General features: G+C 76.6%; 14 protein-coding genes. 5 read left to right on the top strand and 9 right to left on the bottom strand.

Annotated features, from left to right (window positions below; genetic code table 11):
* Nucleotides 1-3: 3 nt before the first annotated feature.
* The 3 genes from ACYSMR_RS16245 to hrcA all read right to left on the bottom strand — a co-directional run bounded on the left by ACYSMR_RS16245 (nucleotide 4) and on the right by hrcA (nucleotide 3,048).
* Nucleotides 4-819: a 16S rRNA (uracil(1498)-N(3))-methyltransferase gene (locus ACYSMR_RS16245; protein ID WP_461746536.1), complete on the bottom strand. Its 816-nt coding sequence runs from the start codon at nucleotides 817-819 to the stop codon at nucleotides 4-6.
* A complete protein-coding gene (gene dnaJ, locus ACYSMR_RS16240) occupies nucleotides 816-1,967 on the bottom strand; it encodes a molecular chaperone DnaJ (protein WP_461746534.1) in 1,152 nt (383 codons plus the stop codon). The genes ACYSMR_RS16245 and dnaJ overlap by 4 nt, the downstream gene beginning before the upstream one ends.
* A gap of 67 nt (nucleotides 1,968-2,034) precedes the next feature.
* The gene (hrcA, locus tag ACYSMR_RS16235) at nucleotides 2,035-3,048 is read right to left on the bottom strand and encodes a heat-inducible transcriptional repressor HrcA (RefSeq protein ID WP_461746532.1); all 1,014 of its coding nucleotides are present in this window, start codon (nucleotides 3,046-3,048) and stop codon (nucleotides 2,035-2,037) included.
* Between the two features lie 171 nt (nucleotides 3,049-3,219).
* Between hrcA and ACYSMR_RS16230 the strand changes: the two genes are divergently transcribed.
* Together ACYSMR_RS16230 and ACYSMR_RS16225 are read left to right on the top strand one after the other, a co-directional pair.
* Nucleotides 3,220-4,083, top strand: a complete 864-nt coding sequence (locus tag ACYSMR_RS16230) for a DUF3097 domain-containing protein (protein WP_309125850.1) — start codon at nucleotides 3,220-3,222, stop codon at nucleotides 4,081-4,083.
* 178 nt (nucleotides 4,084-4,261) lie between these two features.
* Nucleotides 4,262-4,726, top strand: a complete 465-nt coding sequence (locus ACYSMR_RS16225) for a DUF4870 domain-containing protein (protein WP_251332630.1) — start codon at nucleotides 4,262-4,264, stop codon at nucleotides 4,724-4,726.
* Nucleotides 4,727-4,750: 24 nt separating this feature from the next.
* On the opposite strand, the gene hemW is transcribed toward ACYSMR_RS16225, so the two are convergent.
* Both hemW and lepA read right to left on the bottom strand, forming a co-directional pair.
* Nucleotides 4,751-5,992, bottom strand: a complete 1,242-nt coding sequence (gene hemW, locus ACYSMR_RS16220; RefSeq protein ID WP_461746530.1) for a radical SAM family heme chaperone HemW — start codon at nucleotides 5,990-5,992, stop codon at nucleotides 4,751-4,753.
* On the bottom strand, nucleotides 5,992-7,851 hold the full coding sequence (gene lepA, locus ACYSMR_RS16215; protein WP_251332632.1) for a translation elongation factor 4: 1,860 nt from the start codon (nucleotides 7,849-7,851) through the stop codon (nucleotides 5,992-5,994). Before lepA ends, hemW begins: the two co-directional genes overlap by 1 nt.
* A 170-nt stretch (nucleotides 7,852-8,021) precedes the next feature.
* Here lepA and ACYSMR_RS16210 point away from each other — a divergent pair, with 170 nt between their 5' ends.
* Both ACYSMR_RS16210 and rpsT read left to right on the top strand, forming a co-directional pair.
* Nucleotides 8,022-8,579: a type II toxin-antitoxin system PemK/MazF family toxin gene (locus tag ACYSMR_RS16210; protein ID WP_251332633.1), complete on the top strand. Its 558-nt coding sequence runs from the start codon at nucleotides 8,022-8,024 to the stop codon at nucleotides 8,577-8,579.
* A gap of 212 nt (nucleotides 8,580-8,791) precedes the next feature.
* Nucleotides 8,792-9,052, top strand: coding sequence for a 30S ribosomal protein S20 (gene rpsT / locus ACYSMR_RS16205; protein WP_251332634.1), 261 nt, complete (start codon nucleotides 8,792-8,794; stop codon nucleotides 9,050-9,052).
* Nucleotides 9,053-9,190: 138 nt separating this feature from the next.
* Here rpsT and holA read toward each other — a convergent pair whose 3' ends face one another.
* A complete protein-coding gene (gene holA / locus ACYSMR_RS16200) occupies nucleotides 9,191-10,195 on the bottom strand; it encodes a DNA polymerase III subunit delta (protein ID WP_461746527.1) in 1,005 nt (334 codons plus the stop codon).
* A 123-nt stretch (nucleotides 10,196-10,318) separates the two neighbouring features.
* Nucleotides 10,319-12,400 carry a ComEC/Rec2 family competence protein gene (locus ACYSMR_RS16195; protein WP_461746525.1) on the bottom strand — a complete coding sequence of 694 codons (2,082 nt, stop codon included), beginning with the start codon at nucleotides 12,398-12,400 and terminating at the stop codon, nucleotides 10,319-10,321.
* Between the two features lie 7 nt (nucleotides 12,401-12,407).
* On the opposite strand from ACYSMR_RS16195, the gene ACYSMR_RS16190 reads away from it, so the two are divergent.
* Nucleotides 12,408-12,629 carry a hypothetical protein gene (locus ACYSMR_RS16190; RefSeq protein ID WP_461746523.1) on the top strand — a complete coding sequence of 74 codons (222 nt, stop codon included), beginning with the start codon at nucleotides 12,408-12,410 and terminating at the stop codon, nucleotides 12,627-12,629.
* Nucleotides 12,630-12,907: 278 nt separating this feature from the next.
* Here the strand turns inward: ACYSMR_RS16190 and ACYSMR_RS16185 are convergent, their stop codons facing one another.
* Both ACYSMR_RS16185 and ACYSMR_RS16180 read right to left on the bottom strand, forming a co-directional pair.
* A complete protein-coding gene (locus tag ACYSMR_RS16185) occupies nucleotides 12,908-13,882 on the bottom strand; it encodes a helix-hairpin-helix domain-containing protein (RefSeq protein ID WP_461746521.1) in 975 nt (324 codons plus the stop codon).
* A 103-nt stretch (nucleotides 13,883-13,985) separates the two neighbouring features.
* Nucleotides 13,986-14,885 carry a DegV family protein gene (locus ACYSMR_RS16180; RefSeq protein ID WP_309125927.1) on the bottom strand — a complete coding sequence of 300 codons (900 nt, stop codon included), beginning with the start codon at nucleotides 14,883-14,885 and terminating at the stop codon, nucleotides 13,986-13,988.

The raw sequence follows: 14,885 nt of genomic DNA, 5'->3' as shown, positions 1-14,885 counted from the left end.
GGCTCAGGCGGTCCCGCCCGACCAGCGCCCCAGCGCGGCGCTGAGCACCGCGAGGGCCGCGGGCCCGGCCGTGGAGCTGCGCAGCACCTCCGGCCCGAGCCGGACGGTCCGGGCGCCGGCGGCGCCGAGGCGCTCCAGCTCCTCCGGGGCGATGCCGCCCTCCGGGCCGACGACCAGCACGATCCGCTCCGGGTTCCCCCACGCCGGGCGGTGTCCCGGGCCCTCCGGCGCCCCGCCCGCCCCGGGCACGAGCCCCGCCGGACCGGCGAGGGGGTGCTCGGCGGCCTCGTGCAGCACGAGCCCGAGGGTCCCGGGCTCCCGGAGCAGGTCGGCGAGCGCCGCCGTGGTGCACAGCGCGGCGACCTCCGGCCAGGCGGCGCGGCGGGACTGCTTGGCGGCGGCGGCGACGGTGTTGGCCCACTTCTCGTGGCTCTTCGCGGCCCGCTCCTTCTTCCACCGCACGATGGAGCGGTCGGCCTGCCAGGGCACGACGGCGTCCACGCCCAGCTCGGTGGCGGTCTCCACGGCCAGCAGGTCGCGGTCCCCCTTGGCGAGGGCCTGGGCGAGCACCAGCCGGGGCCGGCGCGCCGGCTCGGTGCGCACGGACCGGACCCGCACGCTCATGCGGTCCTTCTCGCCGTCCACGAGCTGCGCGGCGGCGCGGGTGCCCGCCCCGTCGACGAGCTCGAGGGCCTCCCCCGGCGCGAGCCGGCGCACGGTCACGGCGTGCCGGGCCTCGGGGCCGGTGACGGTGAGCTCCGCCCCGGGGACCAGCCCGGCGAGCCCGCCCGGGTCCACCTTGAAGACGGGCAGGCTCACAGGTCGGAGAACCGGTCCCGGAGCCGGGAGAAGAACCCGCCGGACCCGGCCGCGGAGTCGAGGGTCGTGCCGGTGGCCTGCTCCTCCCCGCGCAGCCGCGCGAGCTGCTCGAGCAGCTCGCGCTGCTCGTCGTCGAGCCCGGTGGGGGTCTCGACCTCGAGGTGGACGAAGAGCTCGCCGCGGCCGCCGCCGCGCAGGCGGGTGGCGCCGAGGTCGTGCAGGGTCACGGTGTGCCCGGTCTGGGTCCCGGGGGTGACGGGGACCTCGCGCTCGCCGTCGAAGGTCTCGAGGGTCACGGTGGTCCCGAGGGCCGCAGAGGTCATGGGCACGCGCACGCGGGCGTGCAGGTCGTCGCCCTGCCGCTCGAACGTGGGGTCGGGGTCGACCTTGAGCTCGACGTAGAGGTCGCCGTTGGGCCCGCCGGCGGTGCCGGCCTCGCCCTGGCCCGAGAGCCGGATGCGGTTGCCGGTGGACACGCCGGCCGGGATCTTCACGGTCAGGGGCCGGCGGTCGCGCACCCGGCCCTCCCCGTAGCACTCGTGGCAGGGGTGCTTGATGACGGTGCCGAAGCCCTGGCAGGTGGCGCACGGGGCGGCGGTGACGACGGTGCCGAGGATCGACTGGACCTGGCGCTGGACCTGCCCGGAGCCGTGGCAGACCTCGCAGGTCTCGGGCCGGGTGCCCTCCTGGCAGCAGGAGCCGTCGCAGGTGGGGCAGACCACGGCGGTGTCCACGGTGATCTTCTTCTCCGTGCCGAAGACGGCGTCCTTGAGGGAGACCCGCACGTTGATCAGCGCGTCCTGGCCCTGGCGGGTGCGGGACGCGGGGCCGCGGCGCCCGGAGCCCGCTCCGCCGGCACCCTGGAAGAACGTGTCGAAGATGTCCGCGAAGCCGAAGCCCGTGCCGGGGAAGCCGCCGCCGAAGCCGGTGTCGGTGCCGTTCTCGTTGCCCGTGGCGTCGTAGACGCGGCGCTTGTCGGGGTCGGAGAGGACGTCGTTGGCGTGGGAGACGCGCTTGAACTCCTCCGACGCCTCGGGGCTGGGGTTGACGTCGGGGTGCAGCTTGCGGGCCTTCTTGCGGTAGGCCTTCTTGATCTCTTCCTGGCTGGCGTCCCGGGACACGCCCAGGGTCTCGTAGTGATCGCTCACCGTGGTCCGTTCTGTCGAGAGGTCTGTGGGGAGGTCTGTCGGGAGGTGCGGGGGAGCCGGCCGCGGCTCAGCCCCCGAGGATACGGGAGAGGTAGCGGGCGACGGCCCGCACGGCCGCCATCGTGGACGGGTAGTCCATCCGCATGGGGCCGACGACGCCGACCTTGGACTGCGCCTCGGGGCCGTAGCCGGTGGCCACGACCGCGGCCTCGGACAGCGGTCCTGCGGCGTTCTCCGCGCCGATCCGCACGGCCACGCCGCGGGCGTCCTGCTCCATCTCGGAGAGCAGGCGCAGCATCACGACCTGCTCCTCGAGCGCCTCGAGGACCGGGCCGATGCTCAGGTGGAAGTCGCCCGTGGCGCGGGCGAGGTTGGCGGTGCCGGCCATGACCATGCGGTGCTCGGCCCCGCCCGCCGCCAGGGCGGCGACGGCCTCGGCCACGGCCGCGGCGGCCGGCTGCAGCGGCGGGGCGAGCCCCGCCGTCAGGGCGCGGAGCGCGTCCGGCACCGCCGTCAGGGGGCGGCCGACGACGGCGGCGAGCAGCCGGGCGCGCAGCTCGAGCAGCTGGGCCTCGTCCGGGGACCCGCGCAGCACGGCCACGCGCTGGGCGACCCGCCCGTTCGTGGGGATGAGCACGACGAGCACCCGGCCCTCGCCGAGGTCGACGACCTCGACGTGGCGCACGGTCACCCCCGAGGCGTGCGGGTACTGCACGACCGCCACCTGGTGGGTGAGCTGGGCGAGCAGGCGCACGGTGCGCTCCATGACCTCGTCGATGTCGGCGGCGTCGTCGAGCAGGCTGTGGATCGCCCGCCGCTCGGGCCCCGAGAGGGGCTTGACGGAGGCGATCTGGTCGACGAACGTGCGGTAGCCCTTGTCGGTGGGGATCCGCCCCGAGCTCGTGTGCGGGGCGACGATCAGCCCCTCCTCCTCGAGCGCGGCCATGTCGTTGCGCACGGTGGCCGAGGAGACCCCGAGCCGGTGGCGCTGCACGAGCGCCTTCGAGCCCACGGGCTCCCGGAAGTGCACGTAGTCCTCCACGATGGCCTGCAGGATCTGCAGTCGTCTCGGCTGGTTCACGTCACTCCTCCCCGGGTCGGTCCCCGCGCCCGCCGTCCTGGCACTCGGGCGCGCACAGTGCCAATGCGCTCCAGTGTAGCCCCCGTGCCGGACCCCGGGGACGCCGGCCCTTTGGTACGCTTCCGGCTGATCCGCGCGGCCCGCGCGGGGCCGGCACCGGGGAGGACGACCATGAGCGACTACGGCTGGGGCCCGCGCAGCCTCGACGACGACGCCCTCGCCCGCCGCCGGCCCGTCTCGGCCGAGGTGCCGGTCGCGCCGGGGATGCTGCTGGAGGACGTCACCACCGGCTGGGTCGGCGCCGTCGTGTCGCTGGAGACCATCGGCGGGATGCGGGTCATGGGCCTGGAGGACCGCCGGGGCCGCGTCAAGGCGTTCCCGCTGGGCCCCGGCTTCCTGCTGGAGGGCGCGCCGGTGGTGGTCGTCGAGCCGCGCTCGGCCCCGGCCGCGCGCAAGCCCGCCCGCACGCGCTCCGGGTCGGTGGCCGTGGAGGGGCTGCGCGCCTCCACGGCCAAGGCCTCCCGCGTGTGGGTCGAGGGCTACCACGACGCCGAGCTGGTCGCCAAGGTCTGGGGCCACGACCTCGCCGTCGAGGGCATCGTCGTGGAGCCGCTGCACGGCGTGGACGACCTCCCCGCCGCGGTGCAGGAGTTCGGCCCCGGCCCGGGGCGCCGGCTGGGCGTCCTGGTGGACCACCTCGTGCCCGGCTCCAAGGAGTCCCGGATCGCCGAGCGCACGATGCGCCTGCCCGGGGCGGCCGGCAACGTGCTGGTGCTCGGCCACCCCTACGTGGACATCTGGCAGGCGGTGAAGCCGGGCGCGCTGGGCATCGACGCGTGGCCCGCCGTTCCGCGCGGCACCGACTGGAAGACCGGCACCGCCGCGGCCCTCGGCTGGCCCCACCGCACCCCCGGCGACCTGGGCCGGGCGTGGCAGCACATCCTCGCCCGCGTGGACAGCTACGCCGACCTGGAACCGGCGCTGCTGGGCCGGGTGGAGGAGCTCATCGACTTCCTCACCGCCCCCGGCGCCTGAGCCCCGTGCGTCCTCCGCACGGACCGGAGCGCACCGGGCCGGGCCGGCGACCGACGTCACGTCACAAAGGCACACACGGCGTCACGGACGCCCGGAGAACCGGGCGTCCGGCCGGTACGATGGGTCCACGCCATCCACCGACCGCGCCCGCCGCGGTCCCGCCGCTGAAGGACTCCCGTTGCCCGTTCAGACCGACCCCCGATCGAGCCGAGAGAGCGCCGAGTCGCCCTTCGAGGGCATCACCCCCGTCGCGCAGCCGCTGACCGTCGCCGAGGACCGCCAGTGGGCGACCCTCGCGCACTTCGGCGGGGTCGGCGGGTTCCTGCCGTCCTTCCTGATCCACCGCGTCTTCCGCGGCCGGGGCCGGTTCACGGAGCAGGAGGCGAAGGAGGCCATGAACTTCACCCTCCTGCCCTCGCTCGTGGTCGTCGTGGGGGCGCTGGTGGCGCCCGTGCCGTTCATCGGGTGGCTCTTCGCGCTCGCGGCCGCCGCGGCGTGGGTGCTGCTCGCCGTGAGCTCCCTCGCCGGCGGCATCCAGGTCAACCGGGGCGAGCCCTACGTCTACCGCTACAACACCCGCCTCTACGACCGGATCGGGGAGCGGCTGCAGCAGCGCTCCCGGGAGCGCGCCGCGCGCCGCTGAGCGCTCCCGGCCCCGTGCCGCGGGTCAGCCGAGCAGCCGCCGCACCACGGCGTCGCCCATGAGCCGGCCCCGCAGGGTGAGCACCACCGTCCCGCGCAGCGCGTGCGCCGGCTCGACCAGCCCGTCGGCGATCAGCCCGGCCACCGCGGTGCGGCCGTCGTCGTCGAGGGCGGCCACGGGCAGGCCGTCGCGGATCCGCGCCTCCAGCATCACCCGCTCGAGGTGGCGGGTGGCCGCGTCCAGGACCTCCCGGCCCGCGGCCGGGGAGTGCTGCGCCCGCACGCGGTGCGTGTAGGGCACGGGGTGCTTGAGGTTCCACCAGCGCGTGCCGCCCACGTGGGAGTGCGCCCCGGGGCCGATCCCCCACCAGTCCTGGTTGTGCCAGTAGGCGAGGTTGTGCCGGCTGCGGTGGGCGCGCCCGTCCGCGCCGGCCGGGCGCGCCCAGTTGCTGACCTCGTACCACTCGTAGCCGGCCGCGGCGAGCAGCCGGTCGGCCAGCTCGTACTTGTCGGCCTGGTCGTCCTCGTCGATGGGGGCCACCTCGCCGCGGCGCGTCCGGGCGGCGAGCTTCGTGCCGTCCTCGATGATCAGGGAGTACGCCGAGACGTGGTCCGGCGCGTAGCCGACGGCGGTGCGCACCGAGTGCTCCCAGTCGGCGAGGGACTCCCCCGGCGCCCCGTAGATCAGGTCCACGCTCACGCCCAGGCCGGCCTCGCGGGCCCACGCCACGGCGCGCGGGACGTTGTCCGGGTCGTGGGTGCGGTCGAGCACCGCGAGCACGTGCGGGACGGCGGACTGCATCCCGAAGGACACGCGGGTGACGCCGGCGTCGGCCAGCACGCGCAGCGACCCGGGGGTGACCGAGTCCGGGTTCGCCTCGACGGTGACCTCGGCCCCGTCGGCGAGGCCGAAGGTGTCCCGCGCCTGGGCGAGGATCCCGGCGAGGTCCGCGGCGGGCAGCAGCGTGGGGGTGCCGCCGCCGAAGAACACGCTGTGCAGGGGCCGCACGGTCACCCCGGAGTCCTCGAGCACGCGCCGGGCCCAGCGCACCTCGGCGGCCGCGTCCGCGGCGTAGACGTCCTGGGAGACGTCCGGGCCGAGCTCGGTCGCGGTGTAGGTGTTGAAGTCGCAGTACCCGCAGCGGACCGCGCAGAACGGCACGTGCACGTAGAGGCTCAGGGAGCGACCGGCGGAGCCTGCCGCGGCGGAGGCGGGCAGGCGCCCGTCGAGGGGGGCGGGCAGCCCGTCGGGCTGGGCGGGGGACACTACTTCTTCTTGTCCTTCTTGTCGCCGGGCTCGTCGGAGGACAGGGCCGCGACGAACGCCTCCTGGGGGACCTCGACCCGGCCCACCATCTTCATCCGCTTCTTGCCCTCCTTCTGCTTCTCGAGCAGCTTGCGCTTGCGGGAGATGTCGCCGCCGTAGCACTTGGAGAGCACGTCCTTGCGGATCGCGCGGATGTTCTCGCGGGCGATGACGCGGGAGCCGATGGCGGCCTGGATGGGGACCTCGAACTGCTGGCGCGGGATGAGCTCGCGCAGCTTGCCGGTCATCATCACCCCGTAGGAGTAGGCCTTGTCCCGGTGGGTGATGGCGCTGAACGCGTCCACCGGCTCGCCCTGCAGGAGGATGTCGACCTTGACGAGGTCGGCGGCCTCCTCGCCCTCGGCCTTCCAGTCCAGGGAGGCGTAGCCCTTGGTGCGGGACTTGAGCTGGTCGAAGAAGTCGTAGACGATCTCGGCCAGCGGCAGGCGGTAGCGCAGCTCCACCCGGTCCTCGGAGAGGTAGTCCATGCCCTTGAGCTGGCCGCGCTTGGTCTGGCACAGCTCCATGATCGCGCCGATGAACTCGGAGGGGGCGAGCACGGTCGCGGCGACCATCGGCTCGCGGATCTCGGCGAGCTTGCCCGCCGGGAACTCGGAGGGGTTGGTGACGACCCGCTCGGTGCCGTCCTCGAGGGTGACGTTGTAGCTGACGGACGGGGCGGTGGAGATCAGGTCCAGGTTGAACTCGCGCTCGAGGCGCTCACGGACGATCTCCAGGTGCAGCAGACCCAGGAAGCCGCAGCGGAAGCCGAAGCCCAGGGCCGCGGAGGACTCGGGCTCGTAGACCAGCGCGGCGTCGTTGAGCTGGAGCTTGTCCAGGGCGTCGCGCAGCACCGGGTAGTCGGAGCCGTCGATCGGGAACAGCCCGGAGAACACCATGGGCTTGGGGTCCTCGTAGCCGCCGAGGGAGTCGCTGGCGGGCCGCTGGTGGTTGGTCACCGTGTCGCCGACGCGGGACTGGCGCACGTCCTTCACGCCGGTGATGAGGTAGCCCACCTCGCCCACGCCCAGGCCGGCGCTCGGCTTCGGCTCGGGCGAGATGACGCCGATCTCCAGCAGCTCGTGCTGCGCGCCGGTGGACATCATCCGGATCCGCTCCCGGGGGCTGAGCTTCCCGTCGACCACGCGCACGTAGGTGACCACGCCGCGGTAGGTGTCGTAGACGGAGTCGAAGATCATGGCCCGGGACGGCGCGTCCGCGTCGCCCTGCGGGGCGGGGACCAGCTCCACGATGCGGTCCAGGAGGGCCTCCACCCCCTGGCCCGTCTTGCCCGAGACCCGCAGCACGTCCTCCGGGTCGGCCCCGATGAGGTTGCCGAGCTCCTCGGCGTACTTCTCCGGCTGGGCGGCGGGCAGGTCGATCTTGTTCAGCACCGGGATGATGGTCAGGTCGTTCTCCATGGCCAGGTACAGGTTGGCCAGGGTCTGCGCCTCGATGCCCTGCGCGGCGTCGACGAGCAGCAGGGCGCCCTCGCAGGCCGCCAGGGAGCGGGAGACCTCGTAGGTGAAGTCCACGTGGCCCGGGGTGTCGATCATGTTCAGCGCGTAGTCGGCGCCGGCGACGTTCCAGGGCATCCGCACGGCCTGGGACTTGATGGTGATCCCGCGCTCGCGCTCGATGTCCATCCGGTCGAGGTACTGCTCCTTCATCTCCCGGGGGGTCACGACCCCGGTGGCCTGCAGCATGCGGTCGGCGAGCGTGGACTTCCCGTGGTCGATGTGGGCGATGATGCAGAAGTTCCGGAGGATCGACGGGTCGGTCGAGGCGGGAACCGGGGCGTTGACGGCCAGCGGTGACACGGGCGGTCCTTTCTCGGGAGGCGCGGGGCGCTTCCGGGGAGGTCCTGGGACGGTCGGCAACGGGGACCGTGCCGGTGATTCAGCTGTCCAGTTTCCCACGTTTGGCGGTGGGGGGCCATTTGGCCCCCCACCGCCCCGGCACGGCCCGGGGCCGTGGCTAGAGTGGGCGCATGAAGCTGAACCTGCGCGCCCTGGGCCGGCTCGCCGTGCGCGCCCTGGACGCCTACCGGCACTCCGCGGGCGAAGGTGCCGGGACGTCCGCACCGCGGCGCGGGCCCGCCGCACCCGCGGGGCCGGGCCCCGACGCGGCTGCGCACCGCGGCAGGCTCTCCGCGCCGTACCCGGGCGACTGGAGGGGACCCGTCCGTCCCGTCTACCGGCCCCTGTCCGACGGCGAGCCGGACCCCGGCGAGATCGTGTGGACCTGGGTGCCCTTCCAGGAGGACCACGGCCGCGGCAAGGACCGCCCCGTGCTGGTCGTGGACCGGGCCGGCGAGCACCTGCTGTGCCTCATGCTCACCTCCCGCGACCGCACCAACCACGCCACCCGGAACCCCGACTACGTCGACGTCGGCACCGGGCCGTGGGACCGGCGGGGCCGGGCCTCCGAGGTGAAGCTCGACCGGGTGGTCCGGGTGCTGCCGGCCGACGTCCGGCGGGAGGGCGCGGTGCTGCCCGTGGAGCGCTTCGACCGGGTCGCGGCCGAGCTGGTGCGCCGGCGGCCCTGACCCGCACCATCCGTTGCCCGGGCCCGTGCCGCGCGGCGGCGCGGACCCGGGAGCGGGGCGGCGTCTGCTAGACTTTTCTGCTGTGTGTCCGCGCTGGTCGTCGGGCACTGCAGGTCGGCCGCCACTCGGGTGTCCCCGCTCCCGCTCAGTCTCATGACCGGCCTGTTTGCCCTCACTGACCGAATTCCGCATCCATCGCCAAGGAGTTACACGTGGCCAACATCAAGTCCCAGAAGAAGCGCATCCTCACCAACGAGAAGTCGCGCCTCCGCAACAACGCCTACAAGTCCGAGCTGAAGACCCTCATCCGCAAGGTCGACGAGGCCGTCGCCGCCGGCCAGCAGGACGCCGCGCAGGACGCTCTGCGCAACGTCGCCCGCAAGCTGGACAAGGCCGTCAGCAAGGGCGTGCTGCACAAGAACAACGCGGCCAACAAGAAGTCCGGTCTGGCCAAGCGCGTCGCCAAGATCTGATTCCCGGTTCCCCGCGAACCGCGCCCGCTCCGGCGGGCGCACGGAACAGGCCCCGTCCCTCTCCGGGACGGGGCCTGTTCCGTCGCCCGGCACGACCGCGTCCCGCCCGGCGCCGCACCGGCGGCGGGCGGCGCCGGGTCAGCGCCGGCCGGCGAGGGCGATCGTGGTGATGGCCCGCTCCACGGCGTAGGCCGGGTCCCGGCCCTCGCCCTTCACCTGGGCGTCGGCCTCCGCCAGGGCGCCCAGCATCCGCACCAGGTCCGCCTCGGAGAAGCGCCGTGACTCCTCCTGCGCGCGCTCCACCTGCCACGGGGCCGCCCCGATCCGCTGGGCGAGCTGGCCGGAGCCTCCGCGGGTGCCGTGCACCTGGGCGATGGTGCGCAGCTTGGCGGCCAGGGCCCCGACCATGGGCACGGGGTCCACGCCCGTGTCGAGGGCCTGGCGCCACAGCTTGAGGGCGGCCTCGGTGCGCCCGGCCAGCGCCGCGTCGGCGACCTTGAACGCGGTGGCCTCGACCCGCCCGCCGTAGTACTTCTCGACGTCGTCGAAGGTGATCGTCTCGGGCCCGTCCGAGAGCAGCTGCGCGCACGCGGCGGCGAGCTCCGCGGTGCTGCTGCCCACGGCCGCGGCCAGGGCGCGGGCTGCGTCCGGGTCGATGCGGCGGCGGTGCGAGCGGAACTCGGTGAGGATGAACTCGCTCTTGTCCCGGTCCGACTTCAGAGGCTTGCACTCGACGACCACGGCGCCGGCGGCCTTGAGCGCGTCGAGAAGCTTCTTGCCGCGGTTGCCGCCGCTGTGCTCCCACAGGACGACGACGTCCGGGTCGGGGGCCTTGACGTAGTCGAGCCCGTCGGCGAGGAGCTCGTCGTTCATGGCGGCGAGGTTCGCCACGTGGATGAGCTTCGCGTCGTCGAACAGGGAGGGGCTGGCGAGGGCGACGAGCTGACCGGGGGCGTAGGCGGCGGCGTCGACGGCGCTGAGCTCCACGGGCCCGCGCCGGTCCTTGAGGGCGGCGCGCACGCGGTCGCGCGCACGGGCGGCCAGGTAGTCCTCGGGGCCCGTGAGCAGGATCAGCGGGGCCGGCTCGACGTCCCGCCAGGTGGGTCCGGTGGCGGCGGGAGCGGGGCGCCGTGGTGGGGTCATGGCCGCGTCCTTCGGTGGTGGGGTCGGTGTGGTCCCAGCTTCTCACGGCCGGGGGCGTCCGGGGACGGCTCCGGGCGGGGGCGGTGCGGGCAGCAGCGCAGGCGGGCAGCAGCGCAGGCGGGCTCAGGGCCCGGCGGGCAGCGCCCGCAGGCGGTCCCCGCCGGGCAGCAGGTAGACGCTGCCGTGCCGGTCGGTGCGCAGCAGGGGCACACCCCGCGCCTCGAGGTGGGCGAGGATCGTCGGGTGGGGGTGGCCGTAGTCGTTGTCGCGGCCCACGGAGACCACGGCCAGGCGGGGGCTCGCGGCGTCGACGACGCCGGTGCCGCCGTTGCGGGCGCCGTGGTGGGAGACCTTGAGGACGTCCACGTCGGCGAGCGGGCCGGCGGCGCGCACGAGGGCGCGCGCCCCGGCCTCCTCGAGGTCCCCGGTCAGCAGCCACGAGACGGTGCTGCCGTCGGGGCCGGTCAGCTCGGCGCGCAGGGCCAGGGACGCGTCGTTCTCCTCCGACGACGACGGCGGCCCCCACCGTCGGGCGGCGGCTCCCGCGGGGGCGAGCACCGTCAGCCGCAGCACCCCGAAGGAGCGGGTCTCCCCCGGGGCGGGCCGGTGCACAGGAACGGCGGGCAGGGCGGCGGCGATCTCCGCGGGTGGGTCCGGTGCGGCGGTGGAGTACCAGACCTCCGCCACGCCCGCCCGCCGGGTCAGGGCGGGCAGCCCGCCGGTGTGGTCGGCGTGGGCGTGCGTGAGCACCACCAGCTCCAGCTCCCGCACGCCGCCGCGGCGCAGGCACCGGTCCAGGGCCCGCGGGTCGGGGCCGGTGTCCACGAGCACGGCCCGGTCCGGGCCCGTGCGCAGCAGCACGGCGTCGCCCTGGCCCACGTCGCAGACCAGGGCCTCCCACGCGGGCGGGGGCCGCCGCAGCTCGGCCAGGGCCCGCAGGCCCAGCACGACGACCACGACCAGCAGCGCACCGGCGACCAGGGCGCGCCGCCTCCGGCGCCGCCGCGCCAGCAGGCGCCGGTGCACCTCGGAGCGCGCCGGGGGTGCGGGACCGTCGCGCAGCGTCCCGGCGGAGGGCCGGGGCCGGCGGCGCCGGACGTCGAGGGCGTGCACGCCGAGCACGGCGGTGGCGGCGAGAACGCCCATGAGCGCCACCCCGGCGGGCCCCTCCGGCCACGGCAGGAGGGCCCCGGGCGCGGCGGCGAGCACGCGGGCGATCCCGGCGACCAGGCGCGCGCCGACGGCCCCCGCGCCCAGCGGGAGCAGGGCGGCGTCCGCGGCGGCGTCCCCGGGCACGCCCAGCAGCAGGAGCCCGGCGAGTCCGCACACCGTCACGACGGGCACGAGCGGCCCGGCCAGGACGTTGGCGGGCAGGGAGTACACCGGCACGGCGGGCTGGAGGAGCACCAGGACGGGCGCGCACCACAGCTGGGCGGCCGCGGGGATCGCGACGGCCACGCCCAGCACCTCGGGGACGCGGGCCCCGAACAGGCGCGCGAGAGGCCGGCCGCTGACCACGATCCCCGCGGTGGCCAGCACCGAGAGCACGAACCCGAGCTCGGCGGCGAGCGCGGGCCGGGCCACGACCAGGGCCACCACGGCCCCGGCGAGGGTGGCCAGGGAGACAGCGGCGCGCCCGGTGAGCAGGCTCAGCGCGCCGAGGGCGCCCATCACGGAGGCGCGCAGCACGGAGGGGTCCGGGCCGACGAGGGCCACGAACGCGGCCAGGGCGCCCAGGCCCGTGAGCAGGCAGGTGCGCCGGCCCGCCCCCAGCGCGAGGGCGGCGTGCCCGGCGAGGGCCGTGACGAGGGCGCAGTTGGAGCCGGAGACGGCGGTGAGGTGGGTCAGGCCGGTGTCCTGCATGGCCTGCTCCAGCTCGGGTCCGAGGCCGGCCCGCTCGCCGAACGTCATCCCGGGGAGCAGGGCCGCGGCGTCGGGGCCCTGCCCGGCCGTGGCCAGGACGAAGCGCCCGCGCAGCGCCTCCCGGGCGGGGGGCCGCTCGGCGGGCAGTGTGCTGGGCGCGGCGGCCGCGCGCAGCACGAGGGCTCCGGGGCGCGGGGCGGGCGGGGCCTCGAGCACCGCGGAGATGCGGGCCCCGGGGGTCAGGGCGCTCCAGCCGGGGCCGTCGGCGACGACGGTGGCCGGCACCCCGGCCGCCTCGCCCCGCCCGCCCCGGACCACCTCGTCGAGGCGCACTCGGACCACGGCGCCGGTGCGGTCCTCGCCCGCGCCCGTGGGCGTCCGGCCCGGCGGACGCCCACGGGCGCGGGGGCTCGAGCACCTGCGCGGTGACGGTGAACCTCCCGCCCCCGGCGAGGGCCTCGCCCAGCGCCCCGTCGGCGAGGGGACGGCGCTCGGCGGCCGTGCCGAGGAGCACGGCGGCCACCGCGAGGGCGGCGAGCCCGAGCGCGGACCACGGCACAGCACCCCGTGAGCGGCGGACGGCGGAGGCCCTCCCCGGCCCGCGGTGCAGGGCCCGGACCGCCCGGTGCACCAGCGGCGGGAGGACGGCCCCCAGGAGGGCGAGCAGCCCGAGGACCGCGCCGCCCCCGAGGGCCGCCTGCCCCGGCGGCAGACGGGTGCCCAGCAGCGCGGTCGCCCACGCGGCGAGCGCGGCGGGCAGCAGCCGCAGGTCCCAGGTGCGCCCCGGGGCGCGGGCGTCGCGGTGCTCCTGGTGCTCCAGGGCCCGCGCCCACCACCCGGCGGGGCCGTTCACACGGTCACCAGCGGGGTGAGCGCCTCCATGAGCGCGGGGCCGACGCCCTCCACGGCGTCGAGGTCGGCCACGGACGCGAAGCCCCCGTTCTGCTCCCGGAACGCCACGATCCGCTCGGCGAGCACGGGCCCCACCCGGGGCAGCGCCTCGAGGTCCGCGGCGGTGGCGGTGTTGAGGTCCAGCAGCCCGGCGCCGTCGGCGGAGGCGGCGCCGGCGGCGGTTGCCGGGTCCGGGGGCGTGGCACCCGGGTCCGGCGTGCCCGGGGCTGCCGGGGGCGGCGCGGGGCGGGTGTCGGGGATGAGGACCTGCTGGCCGTCGGCGACGGGGGCGGCGAGGTTGACGCCCTCGGTGACGGCCGCCCCGGTGAGCCCCCCGGCGGCCTCGACCGCGTCCACGACCCGGTCCCCGGGCTCGACCTCCACGACGCCGGGGCGGGCGACCTCCCCGGTCACGTGCACGAGCAGCGTCCCACCCGGTGAGGGCGCCGCGGAGGGCCCGGCGCCCGGTGAGGCGGAGGGCCCGGCGCCCGGTGGGGCGGAGCCGCCCGGGGCGGCAGGAACGGGCGGGGCGGCAGGAACGGGCGGGGCTCCGGGCGCCGATCCCGGCGCCTCGACCTCGGCCAGGGCCGGTCCCTCCCCCGGCTCCGCACCGGGGGCCGCGTCGCCGGCGGAGCCGGGACCGAGCACCGCCCACGCGGGGACCGCCAGCGCGGCCAGGACGAGCAGCAGCAGGGACCGCGGCACCCGGGTGCGCGCGGCGACGTGCCACCGGTGGGCGGGGCCCTCCGTCCCGGACGGTGCGGGCCCGGGGGCCGCGGGGGCGCGGGCGGAAGCCTCGGCCAGCAGCGCGGACAGCCGCCCGGGCGGGCTGCCGCCCGGCCCGGTCCGCCCGGTGGGCTCAGGAGGCCCGGTCCGCTGAGCGGGCTCGGCGGACGGCGGACGGCGTCGGCTGGGGTGGACGGTGCCGGTCATGGTGCCCAGCCAACGCCCTGGGGGTCCGCCACGGAGCGGCCCGGGCCCGGGTTGGGGACGGCGCGGGCGGACGGAGGGCTCTGGGGAGCCCGGACGCCGGGGCTCAGCGCCGCCGGGCGACGGAGGGCGGCAGTGCGGGGAGGCGGTGGCGCTCGACGACGGCGGCGCACGCGCCCGGGCCCACGTGGGCCGCCAGGACGGGCGGCAGCGGGCAGACCACGAGCCGCGCGCCGGGCCGGTGCGCGGCCACGAGCTCCTCGCCGAGCTCCCGGGCGGCGGGCCCGTCGCCCAGGTGGTGCATCACCAGCACCGGGTCCCGGGGCTCCGCGGCGGCCAGGGCCGCGCCCACCAGCGCGCCGAACCGGGCCCGGGCGGGCGCGCCGGGCGTGCCGGCGGGCACGAGCCTCCCGCCGGAGACGCTCAGCAGCGACCCCGGCTGCGGGAGCGCGTCCGGCGCGCCCGGGCCGATTCGCCCGCCCCGGCGCAGGGGCTCGAGGGAGGGCACCCACAGCAGCAGCGCGGCGTCCCGGCTGCCCTCGCGGGCGGCGGCGGCGACCTGCTCCCCGTCCGCCCCGGTCCCGGCCGCGCGCCACGCGCTCTGCACCCCGAGCCCCTGGGCCATCGCGGCGGTACGGGAGTCGACGACCGTGACCGGCACGTCGACGCCCTGCCGGGCGATCCGGGCCGACCCGGCCGTCCCCGACAGCTCCCCCGACAGGTGCACGGAGACGATCCCGTCGTACCCGGCGTCCTGGAACTGCTGGTAGGCCCGCCGCAACCGGCCCGGGGACGGCCGCGACGTGGTCACCGGGTGTCCCTCGGCGACCGCCCGGAGCAGCTCCTGCGGGGTGCCGTCCCCGGGAGCGGGCAGGGGGCGGCCGTCGACCAGCACGGGCAGCTCCACGACGGCGAGCCCGCCTTCCCGCGCGGCGGCCTCCCGCCAGGCGGGGGGCAGGGCGGCGGCGTCGTCGGTGACGACGGCGGTCCGGCGCGGGCCCACCAC

This window comes from Kocuria sp. U4B (assembly GCF_054875615.1).
This window is presented reverse-complemented; position numbering and strand designations above follow the sequence as displayed.